Origin of the sequence: Thalassospira sp. MIT121401 (assembly GCF_047125595.1) — a bacterium.
In the GTDB taxonomy this organism is placed as follows: Bacteria; Pseudomonadota; Alphaproteobacteria; order Rhodospirillales; family Thalassospiraceae; genus Thalassospira; species Thalassospira povalilytica.
On the sequence record NZ_CP138926.1, the window covers coordinates 1,143,729 to 1,161,578 of the forward strand.

Annotated in this window: 17 protein-coding genes; 8 read left to right on the forward strand and 9 right to left on the reverse strand. The window is 51.7% G+C overall.

Annotated elements, in window-relative coordinates:
• Positions 1-2: 2 nt before the first annotated feature.
• From SIB88_RS05110 to SIB88_RS05120, 3 genes are all read right to left on the reverse strand, one after another.
• Complete coding sequence (locus SIB88_RS05110; RefSeq protein ID WP_287464276.1) at positions 3-989, reverse strand: OmpA family protein; 987 nt, start codon at positions 987-989, stop codon at positions 3-5.
• Positions 990-1,028: 39 nt separating this feature from the next.
• Positions 1,029-1,796 carry a motility protein A gene (locus SIB88_RS05115; RefSeq protein ID WP_101245518.1) on the reverse strand — a complete coding sequence of 256 codons (768 nt, stop codon included), beginning with the start codon at positions 1,794-1,796 and terminating at the stop codon, positions 1,029-1,031.
• Positions 1,797-2,315: 519 nt separating this feature from the next.
• A complete protein-coding gene (locus tag SIB88_RS05120) occupies positions 2,316-3,167 on the reverse strand; it encodes a GNAT family N-acetyltransferase (RefSeq protein WP_412557499.1) in 852 nt (283 codons plus the stop codon).
• A gap of 363 nt (positions 3,168-3,530) precedes the next feature.
• Between SIB88_RS05120 and SIB88_RS05125 the strand changes: the two genes are divergently transcribed.
• Entirely contained in the window at positions 3,531-4,604 is a 1,074-nt protein-coding gene (locus SIB88_RS05125) for a siderophore-interacting protein (protein WP_412557500.1), read from the forward strand.
• Between the two features lie 10 nt (positions 4,605-4,614).
• Here the strand turns inward: SIB88_RS05125 and SIB88_RS05130 are convergent, their stop codons facing one another.
• The 5 genes from SIB88_RS05130 to SIB88_RS05150 form a co-directional block, all read right to left on the reverse strand.
• The gene (locus SIB88_RS05130; RefSeq protein ID WP_412557501.1) at positions 4,615-5,598 is read right to left on the reverse strand and encodes a hypothetical protein; all 984 of its coding nucleotides are present in this window, start codon (positions 5,596-5,598) and stop codon (positions 4,615-4,617) included.
• Positions 5,599-5,693: 95 nt separating this feature from the next.
• The gene (locus SIB88_RS05135) at positions 5,694-6,644 is read right to left on the reverse strand and encodes a metal ABC transporter permease (protein WP_101245523.1); all 951 of its coding nucleotides are present in this window, start codon (positions 6,642-6,644) and stop codon (positions 5,694-5,696) included.
• Positions 6,641-7,861, reverse strand: a complete 1,221-nt coding sequence (locus SIB88_RS05140) for a metal ABC transporter permease (RefSeq protein ID WP_114112916.1) — start codon at positions 7,859-7,861, stop codon at positions 6,641-6,643. The genes SIB88_RS05135 and SIB88_RS05140 overlap by 4 nt, the downstream gene beginning before the upstream one ends.
• 39 nt (positions 7,862-7,900) lie before the next feature.
• Entirely contained in the window at positions 7,901-8,701 is an 801-nt protein-coding gene (locus tag SIB88_RS05145) for a metal ABC transporter ATP-binding protein (protein ID WP_101245885.1), read from the reverse strand.
• A 59-nt stretch (positions 8,702-8,760) separates the two neighbouring features.
• Positions 8,761-9,735 (reverse strand): metal ABC transporter solute-binding protein, Zn/Mn family, encoded by a 975-nt coding sequence (locus SIB88_RS05150; protein ID WP_412557502.1) that lies wholly within the window; start codon positions 9,733-9,735, stop codon positions 8,761-8,763.
• Positions 9,736-9,875: 140 nt separating this feature from the next.
• On the opposite strand from SIB88_RS05150, the gene mntR reads away from it, so the two are divergent.
• The 7 genes from mntR to SIB88_RS05185 are packed head-to-tail and all read left to right on the forward strand — an operon-like array spanning position 9,876 to position 16,826.
• Positions 9,876-10,313, forward strand: a complete 438-nt coding sequence (gene mntR, locus SIB88_RS05155; protein ID WP_250281930.1) for a manganese-binding transcriptional regulator MntR — start codon at positions 9,876-9,878, stop codon at positions 10,311-10,313.
• A gap of 41 nt (positions 10,314-10,354) precedes the next feature.
• Positions 10,355-11,296 (forward strand): FkbM family methyltransferase, encoded by a 942-nt coding sequence (locus tag SIB88_RS05160; RefSeq protein ID WP_412557503.1) that lies wholly within the window; start codon positions 10,355-10,357, stop codon positions 11,294-11,296.
• A 2-nt stretch (positions 11,297-11,298) separates the two neighbouring features.
• The gene (locus SIB88_RS05165) at positions 11,299-12,243 is read left to right on the forward strand and encodes an FkbM family methyltransferase (protein ID WP_412557504.1); all 945 of its coding nucleotides are present in this window, start codon (positions 11,299-11,301) and stop codon (positions 12,241-12,243) included.
• Between the two features lie 55 nt (positions 12,244-12,298).
• The gene (locus SIB88_RS05170) at positions 12,299-13,450 is read left to right on the forward strand and encodes a glycosyltransferase (RefSeq protein ID WP_412565930.1); all 1,152 of its coding nucleotides are present in this window, start codon (positions 12,299-12,301) and stop codon (positions 13,448-13,450) included.
• 22 nt (positions 13,451-13,472) lie between these two features.
• Complete coding sequence (locus SIB88_RS05175) at positions 13,473-14,255, forward strand: N-acetylneuraminate synthase family protein (protein WP_412557506.1); 783 nt, start codon at positions 13,473-13,475, stop codon at positions 14,253-14,255.
• A 13-nt stretch (positions 14,256-14,268) separates the two neighbouring features.
• A complete protein-coding gene (locus tag SIB88_RS05180) occupies positions 14,269-15,465 on the forward strand; it encodes an N-acetyl sugar amidotransferase (RefSeq protein WP_412565931.1) in 1,197 nt (398 codons plus the stop codon).
• Between the two features lie 11 nt (positions 15,466-15,476).
• The gene (locus SIB88_RS05185; protein ID WP_412557508.1) at positions 15,477-16,826 is read left to right on the forward strand and encodes an amidase; all 1,350 of its coding nucleotides are present in this window, start codon (positions 15,477-15,479) and stop codon (positions 16,824-16,826) included.
• 63 nt (positions 16,827-16,889) lie between these two features.
• Here SIB88_RS05185 and SIB88_RS05190 read toward each other — a convergent pair whose 3' ends face one another.
• On the reverse strand, positions 16,890-17,828 hold the full coding sequence (locus SIB88_RS05190) for an FkbM family methyltransferase (protein ID WP_412557509.1): 939 nt from the start codon (positions 17,826-17,828) through the stop codon (positions 16,890-16,892).
• Positions 17,829-17,850 lie beyond the last annotated feature (22 nt).

Sequence of the window (17,850 nt, forward strand, 5' to 3'; positions counted from 1 at the left end):
TGTTACTGTGCGGACGGAATGCTGAACGAGCGCCGCGGCAATGTGGAGCCCGGCGTGTCGGCGGTGTTGCCTGTGCCGCTACCCGCCCCGCCTGCACCGGGATTGTCGATGCTGAAGGTTCCTGAACCGGAACTGCCGGTATCGGGCGCATCAAAGTCCGTCGCATCAGTATCGTTTACGCTTTCTCCGCTTCCTGTTGCACCATCGGGTGCATTTGTTTCGACCATCTGGATGGTGATTTCCACACGCCGGTTTTCGGACCGCCCTTCGGGGGTGTCGTTGCTGGCGATCGGGCGGCTGTCACCATAGCCCTGAATAACCATCCGTCTGGGGTCCGTTCCGTTCTGATCAATCAGAAAATGCAAAACCGATGTCGCACGTGCTGCGGAAAGGTCCCAGTTTGATATATAGGGAGACGAAGACGATACCGGAATATTATCCGTATGACCGGCCACCAGAACTTCCCCCTCTGTCTGGTTGATGACCGGTGCCAGCCGATTGAGGATGGCGGCAAATTCTTCGGTCATGCCCGATGATCCGGACGGAAAGGCCAGCTCGTTCGGAAAGCGGATCACGACTTCGCCATCAATGCGTTCCAGCCCGACCTGATCTTCCAGGCTCATATTCTCAAGAACGCTTTCAAGCGTTTCCTCAAGGGCCTCGGCCTTTTGTTCCTTGGTGTCGGTTTTCTCGATTTCGATTTTCGGGGTTTCTGCCTGCGGAATTTCCGAAACCACGCGCGGACTGTCGGGGGTTGGTGCCTTAAGCGACTTGCCGACAATCGACCCGTCCAGTTCGATCACCCCGGCCAACTGGTCCTGTTTGGAAAAGCCGAATGCGGCTTTGACCGATCCGGCGATCTGCTTGTAGCGGATGACATCCATCTCGGCAAAGGTCAGCAACAGAACAAACAGCACAAGCAGCAATGACATCAGATCGGCGAACGTCGCCATCCAAGCCGGTGCGCCTGCTGCGGGTTTCTTGGCCATGGGTCTATACCGCTACCTGAAGATCAGATGACAGCATTCTTATTCTCCGTCTTCCGCATCAGCGGGCACGCCACCCGGAAGATATGGACCAAGAATTTCTTTCATCACCATCGGGCTCTGGCTTGCCTGAATCTGGACGACCGATTCAATGATCAGCTGTTTGGTGTTGCGCAGGCGATCGACCTTAAGGGCCAGCTTGTCGGCAATCGGCAGCGCAATCAGGTTGGCCAGTACCGCGCCATAGAATGTTGTCAGCATCGCAATTGCCATTGCCGGGCCAATCGCATCCGGGTCCGAAAGGTTGGCCAGCATCTGCACCAGACCGACCAGGGTTCCGATCATGCCGAATGCCGGTGCGGTATCGCCGATCCCGCGAAACATCAGTTCGCCAAGCTCGTCATTCTGGATCGATTTTTCCACTTCGCTTGAAATCGAACTTCTGATCACTTCGCCGCTGTGACCATCCACACACATGCGGATGCCGCGCGCCATGATTTCGTTTTCGACTTCAACATTTTCGAGCCCCAGCAGACCGTTCTTGCGGACCAGACCGGCAAGTTCGATGGCCTTTTCATAGATCGAAAGCGGGTCTTCCTTGGGGTTCTTGAATGCAATACCCACCCCGATTTTCAGCGACTTTATGACGTCGCGCATCGGGAACTTGATCAGGGTCGCGGCCGCAGTCCCGCCGAACACAACCATGACGGATGGAATATCAACAAAAGAATCAAGGCTGCCGCCCATCATGATGGCGCCAAAAATAACGCCAGCCCCGGCGATAATCCCAATGAGTGTAGCTATATCCATGTCGGTTATTTGTATCCGGCGTTAAAACTTTTGTTTCGAAGCGTGCTTGATGAAAATTGGCAAAGAACGCGCGGCAGCGGGCGTAAATTTGAATTGCCGTGCGGTTGCATTTCTAAAGTCCATACTGACCCCATTACATAAAAGCAGGATTTTAGGTGCTGCACTCCTCAAAATTGGGTTTCTACAACCTGTTTTCCAGAACCAAACGATAACTTCCTGCGTTACGGCGCGGAATGGACCAAACAAAAAGAGCCGCCCGATTGTAAAATTACGGCATTAGGTTAGGGGATGCTATACCTTTGGCATTAAATGTTTGTTGCCAGAAATCGCCGCGCGGTCAACCCCGCCGTAAGGATAATCCGACTTGATCAAGCGATGTAGGCGCAGTCTGGCAAACCGGCCCTGAACAGCGCATGGCCGGTATCGCCGCGATCATGGGGTCGCGTGATTGGATGGGGCTGTTTTTATTGTCAGCCCGATTGCCCGATTGCCGGGCTGTATGGTGACCCGGCTGGCAGGTTATCCCAGCTCGAACGATGAAATGCCGAACGTCATATCAAGGTTCAGCTTGGGTGCTGTTCCCTTGTACATGCGCGCGGTTTCGAACTCGGCAATCATCTGATGGTCATTGACCAGCTCGCGGGCCGCCTGATTGGGTTCGGGAATATCAAGATAGACCTTGCCGTCCTGATTATCGCGGCTTTGCAAAAGGGCGCCAAACAGGGTCCGGGCATCTTGTGCATTGGCTGCGAAAAGCGGGCCGACCTTGTGACCTTCTTTACACGGGCGGATCACGCCATAACCACGAAGCCCCATCGGCCCTTTAAGGGCCAGCGCCGTATGGGTGTCATTGCCGATCCAGCCACGCAGGAATTCGATCCGGCTTTCGGCAAACAGATTGCAGGTCTGCTCAAAGGCATCCACAACGGCGATGTCATCAATCGCCAGGGCAAACAGATCATCATCAGTCGGGGCGCTGGCATGGACCACCCCGCCAAAGCGGATATTGCGATGGGCAAATTCAAAGCCCGACTTGCGGTAATTGTCCTGCTGATCGACAACACCATCAAGCCCGATGGTTTTCATGACGCTGTCATCAAGAACCGTCTGCCACAATTTATAACCAAGACCCGATCCACGCCGGTCCGGGCGGCAGATGTAAAACCCGACAAAGCCGAAATCGGACCTGTATTGAACCGCGGAAATCACTGCGGCCATGCCCTGTTTGTCAAAGGCACCCCAGAAACCGTCAGGATCGGTATTGTAAAACACCTCGGCATCGGCAAGTCCGGGATTCCAGCCCTCATTGGCGGCCCATTCAACGGCCAGCGGGAATTCGAATGATTTCAGGCGGCGGATCTTGTCTGTCATGGCGATGTCTTCAATCTTCCGGATCGATAATCAACTGGGTCACAAGCCCGTCCCTTTACAGGATCGGCGGATAAACATCCAGTGGCAGAGCCGGGTCAGGGTCGGTTAATTTGGTTTGAATGGTCGATCGAAGTTTATATTTGCAAACGCCGACGTCAAACCCCTTGTGCGAATGCCAATAGGCATGGCGTGATATCACCATGTTTTCACAAACATCAACGCAGCCATTCCAAGCGGACCAACTGGTTCCGGGCCTTTCACGGTGGCGGAAAAATCCTGATAAATATTGTTGAGAATGCCTATCACTTTTATTATCAATAGGCCTCCGTGGTTTTATCCCAACACCATCGCGCCGAGGCCCCAATGCCGTCCTCCATCCTGACTGCAACCACCCGCATCGATTTGCCCGAAAGTGCCGCTTTGATCCGGCAGACTGCCGACTATTACAAAAGCCATGATTGCGACGTGCAGGGGGATGACATCGCAACGCGCATTTCGGTATCGATCGGGCATATCAAATTGTGCAGCCGTGAAAACGGTCTTGATGTGGAAGTCGGGGCAACGACAGAGGTCGGCGTGGTCCAGATGAAGGCCGCGATCATTTCACTGCTTCAACAGGGTGCTGCACCGGGTACCAGTTTCGACTGCCGCTGGAAGGGGGCTGGGCAAAGCAACGGCAAACTTCCGAACTTTCGCGAATTGACCGTCGGCGCGATCACCGATCTGTCACCCCATATGCGACGCCTGCGTCTGCACGGGGTCGATATGGGCGCCTATGAGCAGGAAGGCATTCATGTCCGTCTTCTGATCCCGCCACGTGGCAAGGCCCAGCCGAAATGGCCAACGCTGGCCGAAAATGGCATGCCGGTCTGGCCAAGCGGTGATGATCTGGTCGAACAGCGGGTCTATACCATTCGCGACATTGATGCTGCAGGCGGCTGGGTGGATGTCGATTTTGTCATGCATGGCGATAACGGGCCGGGTTCGGCCTTTGCCCTGCATGCGCGTCCGGGCGATCTGGTGGCGATGACCGGGCCGCTGGGCAATGACCTGCCGGCTTCTGACTGGATGCTGTTTGCCGGGGATGAAACGGCCCTTCCGGCGATCGGGCGTTATCTGAATGAAATGCCTGCCCATGTGACGGGCCATGCGCTGATCGAAGTCGGCAGCAAGGAGGACATTATTCCGCTTGCCACCAAAAGCGGGATCAAGGTGGCCTGGATCCTGCGCGACAGTGTCGAAGAAGTCACCCACAGCCTGATCCAGGATGCAATTCGCGCTGTCGAAGTGCCGAGTGATGGTCGTGCGATCTATTGCTGGGCCGGTGTGGAAAATGCCGATTACAAGCCGATCCACACTTACTGGCGCAAGGAACTTGGCCTTGGGCGTGATCAATGTACGGCCATGACATTCTGGCGCAAGACCGACCAGGCCTGACCGATATGGCCTAACGTTTTGTTGCCACCCTGGCATGCAGGGTCGGGGCAAAATGGGCAATCGCGTCATCCAGACCGATCAGGATTTCGGGCGCATGGGCGATGACGGGTGTCAGTGTCCCGGTCTCGGCGGCGCTGCGAAGTTCGGTAATCGCACGAACAAGTTCAAGATTGGTCGGCGTGACACTGGCGGCGATGGCCTTGGCATGTGCGCCGATCATGCGACGTGTTGCCAGAAACGCTGCCACTTCCTGATCTGTTGTGATGGTTTTGCCATCTGATGCCGGGTCCAGCGCATAGCGCAGCGACAGGCCGGTCATATGCGACCGGTCGGCAAACAGGGCTGATGTGATCATGCGAAATGCGATGATATCAGCGATCAGCCCGTCACGGTTTTGACCCGTTGCAATTTGATCCAGTGCGAAAAGATCGGCATCGCGTTCGTCGCGGTGGCTTTCGATATCGTCACCGCCAAAATGATCGGGCTGGCAATGGCGGATCTCGTGATAGATCAGCCAGCGATATGTCATGGCGGGATCCGTGCCATAGGACAATCTTTTCCCGAACCAGCCACGCATCAGTTCGGCAAATATCTCATTGCCGCTTTGCGGGGTGACATTTTCCGGGACAAAAATCTGACAGGTGGCAATCTGTTGGCCATTTTGCTGACCGGTAACGGTAAAGGGTGATCGCGGCAATTTGGCAAATGTCTTGTCCGGGTCTTTGATATTGGCAAGTCCCAGTGTCTCGTCCATCCGCGCCAGAAACGCTGCACGATCCCTGAAAACAAACAGATCGATATTGCCAAACCCCTGCAATTCGTCACGGATGTCGCCATCCGTCGGGGCGGTACCAGTCTGTTGCGCGACCGCGGACGGGCTGCCAGACCAAAGCACGATCAGGACAGTCAGGATGGCCGTGAAAGTGGTCCTGAAACTGGCCCTGAAAAATGCCCTGACAGTCGGGCGTGCCGGATTTGGGGGATGCTTGATCATCCCTTCATTATGGGGGCTTTGACCGGCTGATACGATAGCAATCGGTCACATTTGATGTTTTACACCCGATTTCGGGTGTCTCAGGTTCGGGTGTCTCAGGCTTCGGCGCGCTGACCGGTCCGTTTGCGTTGCGGCCCGAACAGGCAGGTCAGGATCAGGATGATCCCCGAAATGGTGGCAATCATGCCCGCGGCACTGACCGCATAGGGCGATCCGAACCAGCCCGGCCCGTATCCGGCAAAGACATATCCGAGCACTGCGGAAATAACCGCAAACACCACCGACCAGCCAACCTGTCGGCCGAGCTGATTGGTCATCAGGCGCGCACTGGCCGGCGGGCAGACAAACATCGCAATGACAATGATCGAACCGACCGCATCAAACGCCGCAACAGCGGCAATTGCGGTTGCCACCACAAGTGCAAAGCTGAGCAGTCTGGTGCGAATGCCGATTGCCTCGGCAAAGGCGGCGTCAAAGGTCGATATCTTGAGCTCCTTCCAGAACAACAGGATAAACAACCCGATGCCGACCAGAACAATCGCCAGACGCGGCAATTGCGGCGGCAAGGTCGCAAGGGCTGCTGGATCAAACAGCGATCCCCATCCCTCGGCATCAAACCAGATCAGGCTTTCCAGATTGCCCAGAAGCGCATGTTGCACATCAATATGAACCGAACTGGTATCGGTGACTTCAAGAAACAGAACGCCCGCTGCGAACAGTGTGGTGAAAACCAGCCCCATCGCTGCCCCCGGTTCAACCCGGCCAAGGCGCTTGACGATTTCGATCATCACAACCGCGATGATTGCCGCCACACCGGCACCAAGCATCATCGGAACCGCGGTGATGGTTCCGGTCACCAGAAACGCCCCGACAATACCGGGCAAAACCACATGGCTGATCGCATCGCCAATCAGTGCCTGGCGACGCAACAACAGGAAATTCCCCGGAAGCGCACAGGCAACTGCTGCCAGAATGCCGATTACAATCGGGCTCAGGCTCAGCTGGACAAACTCGGCGCCAAGGGCTGTGATAAGGTCGTCGATCATGCCTTTGCTCCGTTCCGGGCTGCGATGATGCGATCAATCTCGTCAATCTGGTCGGGGGTCATCATGCGTTCGATCGGGGTCAACCCGTCATAGCGTTCAATGGCGGAATCATCGGGCAACATGCGCCGCGCAACCGCCCAGCGTGCCTCGTCACGGGCGGCTTTTTGTGCCGCGACCCGGCCGCGCGCCGTGGCAACCCCGTCGCGCCGGATCATGCCCGACCGCCGCAGGATACGCAGGGTCAATCCGTCATAGATCGGTTCACGCCGCGCAAGTGACAGCAACCCCTGGCGACGGTGGACCCGGCGCTGGAAACGCTGATGACGAAGTGCCGATGCCAACCCGCCGCGCAACGGCGAAAACAGGGCAGAAACCAGGAAAAAGCCAAAGGCAATCAGAACAATGATCGGCCCGGTCGGAAGTGATGCCTCGGCTGCGGAAAGTACCGCACCGATATATCCCGAAAGCCCGCCAACACCTGCTGCAATGCCGATCATCGGTCCGACCTGGTTGGTCCAGAACCGTGCGGTCACCGGCGGAATGATCAAAAGCGCAACAATCAGGATCAGCCCGACAATCTTGAGCCCGATCACCGTCACAATCAGCGCCAGCCCCATCATCGCCAGATCGATATTGCGCACATTGACCCCCGTGGTCGCGGCATATTCCGGATCAAAGGCCACAAGCGTCATCGGGCGGCGCAACAGAAACACGAATGCGGCGGCCAGTGCGCCGGCAATGGCGATGGTCATGGCCTCGGAAATCAGCATCCCGGCCGTTGATCCCAAAAGGAAGTTTTCAAGTCCGGCCTGACGGCCCGATGACATGGTCTGGATCACGGTCAAAAGGACAATGCCAAACCCGAAAAACACCGACAGCACCGCACCGATTGCCGCATCCTCGGTCAGGCGGGTTTTGCGCGTGATCCATTCGACCATCAAAAGCCCGATCGCCGATGACACGGCTGATCCGATGATCAGACCCGGAAGCCATCGTCCGTCGCTGCCAAACGCGACCATGATCATAAAGGCAAGACCCACACCCGGAAGGGTCGCATGACTGATGGCATCAGACACAAGGGCGCGTTTGCGCAGGAAAATAAACGCCCCGGCACTGCCCGCAGACAGGCCAAGCAACCCTGCGCCAACCGCGACCAGGGCGCTGTTATATCCGGCCTGAAGAAACAGGGCGCTTATGAAATACTCGATAAAACTCATGACGATATCTGCCTTTGCCCGTCGCTCTTTGCCACCCGCCTATGCCAGATGCAATTCGTCGATATGGGTTGCGGCCAGACGCCCGCCATAGGTTTCCTGAAGGTTCTCGGCGGTAAAGGTGGTTTCAACCGGGCCTTCGGCAATGCGCCGGACATTGATCAGAAGCACACGGTCGAAATATTCCGGCACGGTCGACAGATCATGATGCACGCAAACAACCGTGCGGCCTTCGGCCTTCAGTTCCTTCAGAACCGATACAATCGCGCGTTCGGTGGCGGCATCCACCCCGGCAAACGGTTCATCGAGCAAATAGAATTCCGCATTCTGGGCCAGTGCGCGGGCCAGGAAGACACGCTGTTGCTGTCCGCCGGAAAGCTGGCCAATCTGACGGTCGGCGAAATCGGCCATGCCGACCCGTTCAAGGCAGTCCATCGCCTGTTCGCGGTGGCGCGATCGCCAGAGCCGGAACAGCCCGACCGATCCGTAAAGCCCCATCAGGACCACATCAATGACGCGGGCCGGAAAGTCCCAGTCAACACTGGCGCGCTGGGGCACATAGGCAACCCGGTCGCGGGCCTCGGCAAACAGTTTGCCGAAAATGCGGACCTCGCCCGACAGGCGCGGCACAACACCAAGCGCACCTTTCAAAAAGGTGGATTTTCCCGCCCCGTTCGGACCGATGATCGCGGTCATGGACCCGGCCGGGATCGAGGCATCAACCGAAAACACCGCCGGTTTGTTGCCATAGGAAACGGTCAGGCCGCGCACGGTCAGTGGCGCGTCCTTGGCCGCGACATCAACGATTTTGCCGGACTCTGCAACCAGTTTGGCATTGCTCATGGGGGCTTCCTTGTTCGCTTGTGCGTACATTGTCTTGGCTGGCGTCAAATATTGTCTGATCAGGACCCGGCCGCAAGTTTACCCTGAAACCCGTTTTGTGGGGCGGTGCCGCCCAGGGCACGGGTGATCAGGGTAACGTTATGGTCGATCATGCCGATATAGGTGCCTTCATAGGTTCCCGGTTCGCCCATCGCATCGGAAAACAGGGTGCCGCCAATCACCACATTCTGGCCCCGCGCAGCCGCGCCTTCGATCAGGGCGCGCACATTGCGCTCAGGCACCGAGCTTTCGACAAACACCGCCGAGATCTTGCGATCGACGATGGTGTTGACCAGGTCTTCGACCCGGCGCAGGCCCGCTTCGGATTCCGTTGAAATGCCCTGAATGCCCAGCACGTCAAAGTCATAGCCGCGCCCGAAATAGCTGAAGGCGTCATGGGCGGTCAAAAGAACCCGGCTTTTCTCCGGGACGGTGACCGTGACCTCTTTCATATAGTCGATCAGCTTGGCGATCTCGGCAATATGGTGGTCCGCATTGGCGCGATATGTGGCCTCACCCTCGGGATCGGTTTTGATCAGGGCATCTCGCACCGCCAGAACGACGGTTTCCCACAATTGCGGATCCATCCAGACATGCGGGTCATAACGGCCCTTGTATTCGGCATGGCTCAGAAGCTTGTCCTTTGCGATGGCCTCGCCAACCGCGACGACATTGCGGCGCTTTTCCAGATCAAGGAAGAATTCCTCAAGCTGCGCTTCAAGATACAGCCCGTGCCACAAAACAAGATCGGCGCGCGCCATGGCGGCGATGTCGCTTCGGGTCTGGCGATAGGAATGCGGATCAACCCCGGGGCCCATCAAGGCCTTGACCTCGGCCCGGTCGCCGGCAACCTGGCGCGCGGCATCGGCGATCATGGAGGTGGTGGCAACAACATTCAGCGGCTTTGCCATGGCATGACCGGCGCCGGCCAAAAGACCGGCTGCAAGGATAAGGGCGCTCAGCAAAATGGGGCGTGCGGATCGGAAAAGGCTCATCAGATGTCCCGAAAGCAAATTGAAATCAGTCCAGCGAATACCCACTATTTATGTGCGGACTTTTAAAGTTAGTCAAGGCTAAATTGATTTTTGCAAACTTAGTTGTTATGAAGGTTGCGGGACAGAAATTGGAGAGATCAATGGGCGACAAAGCCGTGGTAAACCCGCGTCACAACAAGGCCGAAGTCTTCGCCCGCCTGCGCGACGCGCATGCCAGGGAAGTGACCGAGGATTACGTTGAAATGATCGGCGACCTTATCGCCGAGGAGGGCGAGGCCCGCTCGGTCGCCCTTGCCGAACGCTTCGGCGTGACGGCCGCAACCGTGAACAACACCATCAAACGCCTCGAACGCGACGGCTTTGTCACATCACGCCCCTATCGTGCAATTTTTCTGACCGAAAAAGGCGAAGCACTCGCCAAAAAGTGTCGCGAACGCCACCAGATCGTCTATAACTTCCTGGTATCCATCGGCGTCGACCCCGAAATCGCGGAATTCGACGCCGAGGGGATCGAACACCATGTCAGCGAGGAGACGTTGGCGGTGTTCCGAAGCTGGCAAAAAGGTTCCGGAAATTAAGTTCCCAAAATCCTAAGCAATTCTCTCTTGGTTATCACTCTTTGTTTGCTGTCGATATTTGTTATGCCGGTATTTATTTTTGGTTGCTTTCGGGCGGCCCAATTGTAAAACAAGGTTTGAATTTAAAAGGCGGGGTGCGGAATAGGAAAATGGCGATCCTAAACATTTTAAGGAAGCTGCGGCATGGTCCTTTAAGGGGGTTGGGGCCAGTATGGGTGTTTGCAGGTGACTGTTCACGATACTGTCTCAAGTTATTAGGTCAGAAATTTTACGTATCACAAAAGATTGGTGGCTATGGCCCTTTTAAGCTCAACGCGAACTTTATGTTCAGTGATCTTGAAAGTTGGGGGGATGGTCACAACAACGGTTTCGTTGCTACAGTAGAAGCGTGTCGTGGAAAGAAATGCGTTTTGGATGTTGGTGGTCATATTGGTTTGGTCTCACTTCCCATCAGTAAAGTTTTGGCAGCGGGCGGTTGCTTGATTACGTTTGAGCCGAGTGCCGGAAACCTGAGGTATTTGAAGCAACATCTGCAAAAAAATGAAGCGCATAACGTAACTCTTGAAGAATGTCTTGTTGGAGACAAAGTCGAAACTGTTTCCTTTTTTGAGCAAGCTGACGCAGCTGGGCAAAATTCAAGGGTTGTGGCGAAAAATCCCGAGCTTTATAGCGAAGTATTGCGACCGCAAGTAACGTTGGATGCATATTGTGCAGAAAACAATCTCGCGCCAGAGATAATCAAAATGGATATTGAAGGCGCAGAGGTAGCTGCTCTGAAAGGGGCACGCAATGTCCTCATTAGAAGTAAGCCCATCGTGTTCTTGAGTGTGCATCCACGTCATATTGAAATGATGGGGGCATCCATCAAAGAAATGGAAGAGTTTCTTGAGGATGTAGGATATATCGTTTCGGAGATCGATGGTGCTCCAGTAGAAAAGTTCCGGTTAGCCGAATACCGTTTGCAGCCTAAAATTGGGAATTAATCGTGTTTTCAAGTATTTATTCAACGTTTGTCGAACGTGGCCCCAAGCACCTGGCACGTGCAGTTTTCAGTTTGTCTACAGCGCTTGTCCAGGCAAATTTATTTGGTCAGAGATTTGTTAAGCGACGTGTTTATGATTATCAGCTGTTGCTGGATATGACTGATCGCGGGATTTCGCGCACATTGGTGCTGTTCGGGGAAAGGGAGCTGGAGCACAAGATAATGCTTGAGCGTATTCTGAAGCCGGGAATGCGTGTATTCGATGTTGGTGCAAATATCGGCTATTACGCGATTATGGAAAGTAAACTTGTCCGGGATAGTGGTTCTATTATCGCTGTTGAGCCTTCACCATCAAACGTTGCGCTGCTAAAAAGAAACTTAGAATTGAACGGTGTAACGAATACAATCGTGAGGGAAGGTGCGGTTTCTGACAAGGCTGAAACCAAAAAATTCCATTTGGCTCGCCAGAGTAACCTGAATACGTTTCATAATGTGGGCTCAGGGGTGGAGCATCTGTCTGGAAAGTCAATTGACGTTCAGACATATACAGTGCCTGATCTTGCTAAAGAATACGGTGCACCAGACCTTCTTCGAATGGACGTTGAGGGGCATGAGGTGCAGGTCCTTGCTGGGATGGTTGAGGCGATCAGAAATGGTGAGATTAGACCGACCGTGATTTTCGAGACTCATCTTAGTCGCTATACAGAAGAAAATGATTTCCGTCCGGTATTGGAGGCGCTGTTCTCACTGGGCTATTCCGTATCCCTTGCTGCGTCATCTTGGGAAAGAGGAACCGAAATAGTTAAATCATTCGGTTACCAGAGTGTTGGGAAAGTCAAATCTGACGGGAACGAGCGAGAGTTTTTTGAGAATATTAACGCTAATGATGCTTTGGAGCTCATTTGTAAAACAGGCGGTTTGAGAACGGTTGTGTTGGCTCCTCAATAAGGTGACGATAAGATAGTAGCGTGTTTTTTTTCTCTAAGAACTCAGTGAATAGAGCGTGAAAAAAGTTCTCTTCGTCACCGGCAGTCTACAGATAGGAGGAGCGGAGAAGCACCTGCTGGCATTGCTCCCTAAACTTGTAGAGCGAGGGTTCGATGTTAGGCTTTATGTGTTCGACAAATACGGTCCGCTCAGCACAGGGTTCGCAAAATATGGTATCAAATGTGTCGGAATCAAAAAACCAAGAAAAGGATGGCCAACTGGGCGGTTGGGAAGATTCGTGCGAATCTTTCATACGGCATTTGATCTGATTAAAGCATATTGGATATTTCGACCCGATATTGTTCACTTCTTTCTGCCTCATGCTTACGTTCTTGGTGGTCTTACAAGCCTGTTATACCCCAACGTTGTTAGGATAATGAGCAGAAGAAGTCTGAATCGCTATCATAGCAAGCATCCTTTTTTGAGTAAGATTGAAAGACGCCTGCACCAAAAAATGGATGCTGTTATGGCAAATTCGAACTCCATTGTTCAGGAGCTGATTGATGAGGGCGTTCCGAAGGACAAACTAGAGTTGTGCTACAATGGCGTGATTTTATCTTCCGCCGAAGACTTGATAGACAGAAGTGAATTTCGACAGAGCCTTGGGGTCGCAGAGCGATCACTTGTTTTTGTGATGATCGCAAACCTGATCCCATACAAAGGGCACTCAGATTTGCTGAAAGCATTTTCGTTGTGTCGGGAACAGTTGCCCGAAGAGTGGAATTTGATCTTGGTTGGTCGTGATGATGGTATTGGTCAGTTGCTTATTGAACAGTGCAACGATCTGGGTATAGCTGACAACGTCATTCTTACCGGAGAGCAAGCCAATGTATCCGATTTTCTATCAATCAGTGACGTTGGCCTTCTATCTTCACATGAGGAAGGGTTCTCAAATAGTATTCTTGAGGTTATGTACGCGGGCATTCCGATAATAGCTACGGATGTTGGGGGCAACCAAGAAATCGTTCAAAATGGTCGACACGGATATATTGTACCTCCATCTGCGCCTGACCAGCTTGCGCAGGCCATTCTGAAGTTAAGTGGTAGCAGCGTATTACGGCAAGAGTTTGGGCGAGCAGCACGACAGCATATTTTGGAACATTTCAGTATGTCTTCGTGTGCAGACTGTTACGCCAAGATATATCATAGCAATCTTGCGAAACATTAATCGATGAAGTGGGACGATAACTATGAGCTGTGAAATCATAGCTGAAATTGGTCAGAACCATAACGGCGATATGGACTTGGCTGTCGAGCTGATTCGAACAGCGGCAAAAGCGGGCGCCGAAGTTGCGAAGTTCCAGCTTTATGATGCCAAGTCGCTTTTCCCTACAAAAGAACAAGGGAATGAGTGGTACGATTATAATTGTGCTACTGAGCTAAGCTTTGAACAAGTATGTCGTTTGAAGGACGTTTGCGACGAGGTGGGTGTCGAATTTATGGCGTCACCTTTCGATGTTGAACGGGTAGAGTGGTTGGAAAAGCTTGGTGTTAAGCGATATAAAGTCGCATCCCGCTCTATCCGGAACAGTGATTTGATCAATGCGATCGTTGCAACCGGAAAGCCAATTATTTCCTCTTTGGGGTTATGGGCCGAGCCTAATTTTCCAAAGATTGGCTCTACTGGGCAAACCAGATTTCTGTACTGCGTGGCGAAATACCCTACTCCTTTGTCGGACCTGAATTTCTCGGAAGTGCAGTTTTCGGATAATGGATTTGCAGGATTTAGTGACCATACAATTGGTGTGACGGCTCCAATCGTTGCCATCTCTCGGGGAGCAAAGATTGTCGAAAAGCACTTCACATTGGACCCCAAGATGACCGGACCAGATCATCTTGGCAGCATGACGCCAGATGAGCTTCAGAGGTTGGTCAGCGCAAGAAACGAAATTTCAGTTTGCTTAGGTTCACGCGATGGAGCTGGTATCAAGGCAGAGAATAGTTTTGGAGAGAGCTTTGTCCTACAACTCTGATGTTACGAAACCGATGTTCACCACGATGGAGTATTGTGTTCGTTGTGGTATGCCATCAAGTGAAGAAGAACATGCTCTCGATGAGATGGGTATCTGTGTGACCTGCCAAAGTCAGGAACAGAAGATGCATATGAATTGGAGTGAGCGCGAAAAGATGCTGGAAGACATCCTTTCCCAATATAAGGGAAAGGGGGATTACGACTGTATTATCGCTATTAGTGGCGGGAAGGATAGTGCGTGGCAAATGCACGTCATTAAGAACGTCTTTGGGCTAAAGCCGCTCGCGGTGACCTTTAATCAAAACTGGCATTCAAAAGTAGGACGTCGCAATCTTGAGTGGTGTCTGGAAACTTTTGATGTTGATCATATCATGTTCACGCCGTCTAGGAGCTTGGTGAATAGGTGCGCAAGACGTTCTTTGGAAGCTATCGGAGACGCATGTTGGCATTGCCACATGGGAGTTGGAGCGTTTCCGTGGCAAATTGCTGTCCGATACAATATTCCCTTGATGATTTTTGGTGAGTCAGTTGCGGAGAACTCGTGCAAAGGTAGTTATGAAAGCTTGCTCGAGTTTAACGAAGACTATTTCGTTAGAGTTTCAGCAAAAGTGCCAACGGAGCAATTCGCTTGCGACTATATACCACTGCGAGACCTTGCTCCGTTCAAATTGCCAAGTTACCAAGAAATCAAGGACACCGGTGTTATTGCTCTGCATCTCGGAAATTACATGTTTTGGGATGGGGAAAAGCAGACCGAAATTCTACGAGACAAATATGGTTGGCAAGAGGACGACGTCGAAGGTACGTACAAGAGATACAAAAGTGTCGAATGTATCATGCCAGGTGTTCATGACTACACTAAGTTCCTGAAGCGCGGGTACGGACGTGGAACTGACTTTTCTGCGCAAGATAGACGTGCCGGCCTAATGACTCAGGAAGAACAAAATCGCGTTGTTAGAGACTACGATCCAAAGGAGCCAGAAGTCCTCGATTACTATCTTGAGATATCGGGGTATTCAAAAGAGGAATTTTACTCAATTATGGATCGCCATCGGGAAAAGGTAGGTCGTTTGTCAAAAGAGGAGATTATTGCTGCGCTTGAGGACTACAAGAAAAAAAATCCAGAAGAAGATAAAAATAGACGTGCAATTCGACCCGAACGAGTCGAAATGGTCGCAGATATAAATAGTCCTAAGACTTCGTCTCGTTGAGGAAATTCGGTATGGAAAGAGGACCAATTTCTCTGGCCGCAGGGGTGAAGAGAGTTCGTAGTGGATTGCTTAAGCCATCCGAATGGGTTTCAGAGTGCTTGGAAGTAATTGCAGGTCTTGACGAAAGGTTGAAGGCGTGGGCATTTGTCGATCCTGATGCAGCAATGAGACGTGCCGGCGAATTAGATGGTGAAGATTGGTTTAGCTATAAGCCCGATCCAATTCTTGCCGGAGCACCAATTGGTGTGAAAGATATTTTCAACACGATAGATCATCCTAACGGTATGGGAAGCCCCACCCGCCAAGGATATTGGCCCGGCAACGATGCAAGGGTTGTGACTTCTGTGCGGTTGGCAGGAGGTTTGGTTATTGGAAAAACGACAACCGCAGAATTTGCTGTTCATTCCGCACCAGAAACGTTGAATCCATGGGACTCTGGGCATATTGCAGGAACGTCTTCAACCGGATCTGCCGTTGCGGTTGCTACCGGTATGGTGCCGGCTGCATTGGGCACCCAAAGCGCTGGGTCAATCGCGCGACCAGCTAGTTATAACGGAGTTGTTGGGTTCAAGCCTTCCTTTGGAATGGTCCCACGGACCGGCGTGCTGAAGACATGTGACACATTCGACACTATTGGGTGGATGACTCGGAATATAGAGGACGCGATATTGCTTTTGGACGCACTACGTGTTCGCGGTCGCAACTACCCAGTTGTTGAAGCTGGTGTCTCCCACTTTGCGAAAGCATTTTCTGGTCGGCAAAACTATGTTTTGGGAAAACTGAAAGCGCCGGGGTTTGAGGATATATCAGGTCACAGCTTGGATAGCTGGGAGCAGCTTGCTTCTCAGATCGCGAACAGGCGTGATACAGCTGTCAAAGAGTTAGATTGGCGATCCCTTTTGTCAGAGGCCCACGAGATTCATCAGGTAATTTATGATAAAAGTTTAGCCTATTATTTTAGAAAAGAGCTTGGTGATGTCAGTTTTGTAAGTCCAATTTTCAAAGAAATTGTCGAAAGATCCAAGATTATAACCAGGGAAAAGTACTTTTCTTCTCTATCTCGTCAAGAGAGCCTAACTCGTATTGCCTCTGATGCATTCGGAGATTTTGACTTTTTGTTCTTGCCAACTACCTCGGGTGAAGCTCCAGCTTTAGGAGAGCTTGAGCGTAAAGATAGTTCGCTGATCTGGACTCTTCTTGGTTTTCCAATGGTGAGTGTACCCATTATGAAAGGTGCCAGTGGATTGCCCGTAGGTCTTACAGTCGTTGGAAGAAAGTATTCTGATTATGAACTCTTGAAGTATGTCCAAAAATTTATAATGCCAGAAGATGCAGAGATTGCTTCTTATTCTGAGTTTTAAAAATTAAAGAAAATCCATTCAATCTCATGAATGGATTTTCTTTACAATATGCTTTTCTGCTTTTTATGTTTTGCAGCGTAGGACCAGATCGTGAGCGATCATGTTGTGCTTGCTGTTTATGTCGGATAAATAGTTATCAAATTCTTCTTCGGAAATTTTTATTTCGGATGTTTGTATTTTTGATATGTCATATCCGAGAGCATTGTATTCTTTAAGAACGTCTTTGCCGTTTAGACCAGAATACGAGAATTGTTTTTCAAATTCAGCAACGACGCAGGAGTTTCCGTTCTTTATTGTCTCAGTTGCTCCTTGAGTTACCTCTAGTTCGAACCCATCTGTATCAATTTTTATTAAGCTTACAGGTCGTTCTTCTCCAATAAACTTTAAAAAGTCATCAATCCTTACAATCGGAGTGCCGCTGCTCCCGTAAAGGGTGTTTGCTCCGACATAGTATTCTTTTTGATCGGCTTCTTTAAAGTATCCGTTTTCGTTACCACAGCCTGCTTTTACACACACAACGTTTGTTAAGTCGTTTAGGCTAACGGTTCTGATCAATGCATTAAAAGACTTGGATGGTTCGAAAGCATAAACAGTTCCGCTGTTGCCTACTGCCTTTGATAATTCAACAATTTCTTGGCCGCAGCTTGCGCCAACGTCAATTACTACAGTGCCAGGTATAATATTTTTTCTAAATATCGGCGTTAGATTATCTACATTGTACTTTTTGATATCTGGGCCGTAAAGAAAGTACATAGTGTAGATGGGGAGTGGGAAGCAAATCCAGCTGCCATCATTGGAGCATGTGTCAATTGTTGACTTTCCAATGACTTTAGCCAAAAACCGACCTATGGGCCAGATGTCTTGGTGTTTTGGGCCGAATGCATATGGTGCGATAAACCTGAATACATGCCTAAGTATTTTTATATGCAGACGACGCATGTCATCACGTTTTGCCTCACAGGCTTGTGGTGTTTCTGTATGAATATGAGAAAAAGAGGTCATTCGATAGCCCGCTTCCTTAATA